Genomic DNA, 3,760 nt, shown 5'->3' with positions numbered 1-3,760 from the left:
TGATTTAGTAGCAGAAAAATACCTTCTATATTTAATGAATGAGATGTCAAAATTAGAAGATATAGAAAGAACCAGAGAAAATTTATTAAGACTGATGCCTTGGTCAGATACATTGCCTGAAGAATTAAAAATAGAAAAGAAGAAATAAACTGAAAATCCAGTATACTAATTTTTATAATTAGTTATACTGGATTTTTTAATTTCAAGACGGTAAATCTTTGACGGATACAATTGAAGAAAATTGAAGATACAAAGAATCGTTAGGAAATTTAGTGAAGCTACAAACAATAGTAAAATTAGATGAAGAATAGCAGAGATTATCTAGTGAACTGAATGTATATAGAGAGGCAAAAGTAGAGTTAAAAAAGAATGAATAAAAATTTCATAAGAAAAGAGTTAATGAAATTATAGATGTTATAAATAGTAGGCAAGAGTTATTAGGAGAATTTGATAAATACACATTTAATGCATTAGTTGATAGGATTGAGATTATCAGCAAAAAGCATTTTGTTTTTTTGTGTTGAAATGTGGAATTACAGTGGGGAAAATGTGGAAAATAGGTAAAATTAGGTATATAATGGAATTGATATAATTTGAAGAAAGATGAGGGATATAATGAAATCATTATTACCAGAGAGCAGGGAACTTTACAATGTTATATTTTCAGACAAACAAAAACTACAAATTCAAGGAATACTAAATGAGATAAATACAAATCTTGATAATTACTCAACAAAATCGTTGTGGGAAATGGATAAGGAAATAGGAGGGATAGGAGGCTATTGTATGCCTTGTGATCCTATAAAAAATCCCTTTCCAGGGGGTGAATATAGAACTCTATTTAGACCTTTACAATATGCACGTTCAGAGATTGACATAACGGGTGTCTATTTACATTCTAAATATGTTATTTTAAATTCGGGGTTACATTTAGAAGCAGTTGTTAGATTAGCATTGAGAAAGTATAAATTTCTTGGAAGGATAAGATATATGAATTCTACTCTTGGAAATGCTACTAAATCTTTATCAAAGGTAGAAGATATTCCAACTGAATTAATAAATCATCTTTTTAAATTTGTAAAAATATACAATAAATCTAAGCATGAAGTAAATCAAAATGAGGGCAGAAAAAGACTTTTTATGCCAAGCGATGCAATAGTTGGATATTTAGCAGCTAGAATTATTGGATATAGACTATTACAATTAATAGAGCATGACTCTGTTAGAGTTGAGTATAGAATAGACGAATCAAAATTTAATGGACTGTTTTAATTAACAAAAAATGCTAATGAAAAATATTAATAGCTTGGAGGCATAATATGAATTGTATTGATAATGGGATGCATTCTTTTAAGAAGTCATTAAACAAATTATTTGAATTGGATAAAGTGGAAGATTGTGAAATAGAGTTTCACTTAAAAGATATAATTATGGATTTTCACCATTCATTAGAAATTTTATGCAAATATTTAGTAAAGAGGAAAGGCAAGTATTATCTTTATGAGGATACAAGCAAGATTTTTGAAAAAGAGGTGAATATTAAAATAAAAGAAAAATATAATAAAAGACTAGATACTATTAAATATATAGATGCAGTTAATAGAGTATTGATGTTATATAATCAAGATATTGATAAAGATACTTATGGGATGTTTAAAGAGTTGAATAATTTAAGAAATGAGTTAACTCATTATGAAGTTGATATTGAAAGAATAGAAGTGGAATATGTAATTGCTTCTTTGTTACCAACTATAACTAATATATTTGAGAATAATATTAAAGAATTTAATGAATATATGATGATTAAAGAAGTAAAGAAAAATGTTGATGGTCTTTATGAAAAAAGAGATTTATGGAAATTAACAACTGTTATTAAGATGTTTGAAAAATATAAAGATTCAAATATTCATGAGGTAAGGTATAGTAGTGATGATCATGATAATAGCACATTATTAGATAGAAAAGATATGAATATGCTGGAATTAATAGGTTATGATTCTTGGGAATATTTTTCTATATATGATTTTCTGAGCAAGCAGATAGATTGTCTCCTGTTTAGAAATTATTATAATAAACTATTAGATTCAATTGTAGAAAATGAAAAAACAAAACAATTTTTGGAAGTAAAATCTGAAATACTTGAAGAGGTAATTACAGAAATTCTAAACAGTAAAATTATATATTCTCTACAGATATTAATTGAATCTTCTAATTCAGAGTATGAAAAAGTACTAGATGATTTAAATAAGAGGGTTGAAGTGTTTAGTAAATTAGATAGACCGTCACAACTATTAATAGTAAAAGATTTAATTAAAATGAAAGAAAAAATCTCTAGTTGCAAAAGTATATTTAAAAAATATGAAAAATTCCTTAATACAGAAAGAGAGTTTAAATATGAAAATATCAAATATAAAAAATGGATTAAAAAACAGTACAAAGAGGTCAACTTTAAGGGTTCATACAAAAAATGTATTGGCCTATTAGATGAAATTATGGATAAGTGTAAATGGGAAAAAATCCATAATAGCGCCTTTGATTTTAATCAAGAAGCTGGAATGTTAGGGTGTAAAGAAGAATGTAAAGAAGAATGTATAGAAGAAATATTACAACAAGTAGTAGAAGAAACTGTTTTTGGAAATGTTTCAAGTGATATAATACAATCAAGCTTTACAGGGGATTGGGGAACAATAGATAGAGTTGAAGAATGTGAACCATATATAATCTATATTATTGAAGAAGGACATATGAATTATTATTTAATTTTTGAATGTCATTTGTCTTGCAGTAGATACTTTGAAGGTGATTTCCACGATAATGGTAGTTGTGAAGTATGTGTTGGCGCCAATGTTAGTATAGATTCAAGTACCAAAGAAGTAGCTATGAGCAGCATTGAACTACTCTAATGTTATCGTTATTTTAACTATATGTTTCTTTTATTGTCTCATTAAATATAGAGAACATAACACTAACAAAAAAATAACTGTTGCAAGTTTATTATATAACTTTATTTTGTGAGAACATTAGTTAAATAATTTAAAATGATGAGTGAAAAGTGTCTAAAAAATAATAGAAATAAAAACAAAAAATATATATTTAATTAGAGATAAAACTATACTATTTGTAATAAAAGTGTCTATATTAAAAATTGCAAATAAAAGATTAGTAAATGTGTATATTTAGGCACTTTAACAATAAATAGACATAATATAAGAGACCATATGTATAGGAACTCCTGCTACTCGTGCAGAAACTATAAAAAAATTAAAAACAGTAGGATATATTTCAAGTAAAGGGAAGAGTTTAGTTTGCACAGAACTTGGAAGAACAATCGTAGATATATTTCCAGCCAAAGAACTATTTGATTTAGAATATACAGGTAGATTAGAAAAAACACTATCCGATATAGAAAAGGGAAAGGTAAAAAAAGAAGAGTTCTTGAATTTGATTACGAACTTTACAATTGAAGGGGTTAATCTTATAAAGAAAGATACTTCTATGTTAAGTAAATTTAAAGTAGAGTTAGCAGAAGATGTAGAAAGCTTAGGTAAATGTCCACAGTGTAAAAACCCAGTTATAGAAGGTAGCAAAGGGTTTGGATGTAGTAATTGGAAGAATGGGTGTAAGTTTACGATTTGGAAGGATGATAAGTACATACAGTCATTTGGAAAGAAAGTAAGTAAGAAAATGGTTAAAATTTTATTAGAAAAAGGTAGAGTTGGATTTAGAAACCTTAAGAGTAGAAAAGGAAATGTCTTTTCTG

Annotated in this window: 2 protein-coding genes and 2 pseudogenes; all 4 read left to right on the top strand. The window is 26.7% G+C overall.

The window, feature by feature from the left end; translation table 11 throughout:
- Positions 1 to 615 precede the first annotated feature (615 nt).
- Complete coding sequence (locus tag N4A48_RS09430) at positions 616 to 1,272, top strand: hypothetical protein (RefSeq protein ID WP_293665658.1); 657 nt, start codon at positions 616 to 618, stop codon at positions 1,270 to 1,272.
- Between the two features lie 47 nt (positions 1,273 to 1,319).
- Entirely contained in the window at positions 1,320 to 2,903 is a 1,584-nt protein-coding gene (locus N4A48_RS09425; protein ID WP_293665657.1) for a hypothetical protein, read from the top strand.
- A 313-nt stretch (positions 2,904 to 3,216) separates the two neighbouring features.
- Positions 3,217 to 3,426 (top strand): annotated as a pseudogene (locus tag N4A48_RS15050) (DNA topoisomerase); the annotation flags it as partial.
- Positions 3,427 to 3,441: 15 nt separating this feature from the next.
- A pseudogene (locus tag N4A48_RS14975) lies at positions 3,442 to 3,760 on the top strand (type IA DNA topoisomerase); the annotation flags it as partial.

The sequence above is a fragment of the Tepidibacter sp. genome, assembly GCF_025210165.1.
Taxonomy (GTDB): domain Bacteria; phylum Bacillota; class Clostridia; order Peptostreptococcales; family Peptostreptococcaceae; genus Tepidibacter_A.
Note: the sequence above shows the minus strand (reverse complement) of the source record. Positions and strands in the feature narration are given on the sequence as shown.

Excerpts from the sequence above, each read along its gene's own strand:
- N4A48_RS09425 (WP_293665657.1), top strand. The coding sequence starts at position 1,320 with ATGAATTGTATTGATAATGGGATGCATTCTTTTAAGAAGTCATTAAAC.
- N4A48_RS09430 (WP_293665658.1), top strand. The coding sequence starts at position 616 with ATGAAATCATTATTACCAGAGAGCAGGGAACTTTACAATGTTATATTT.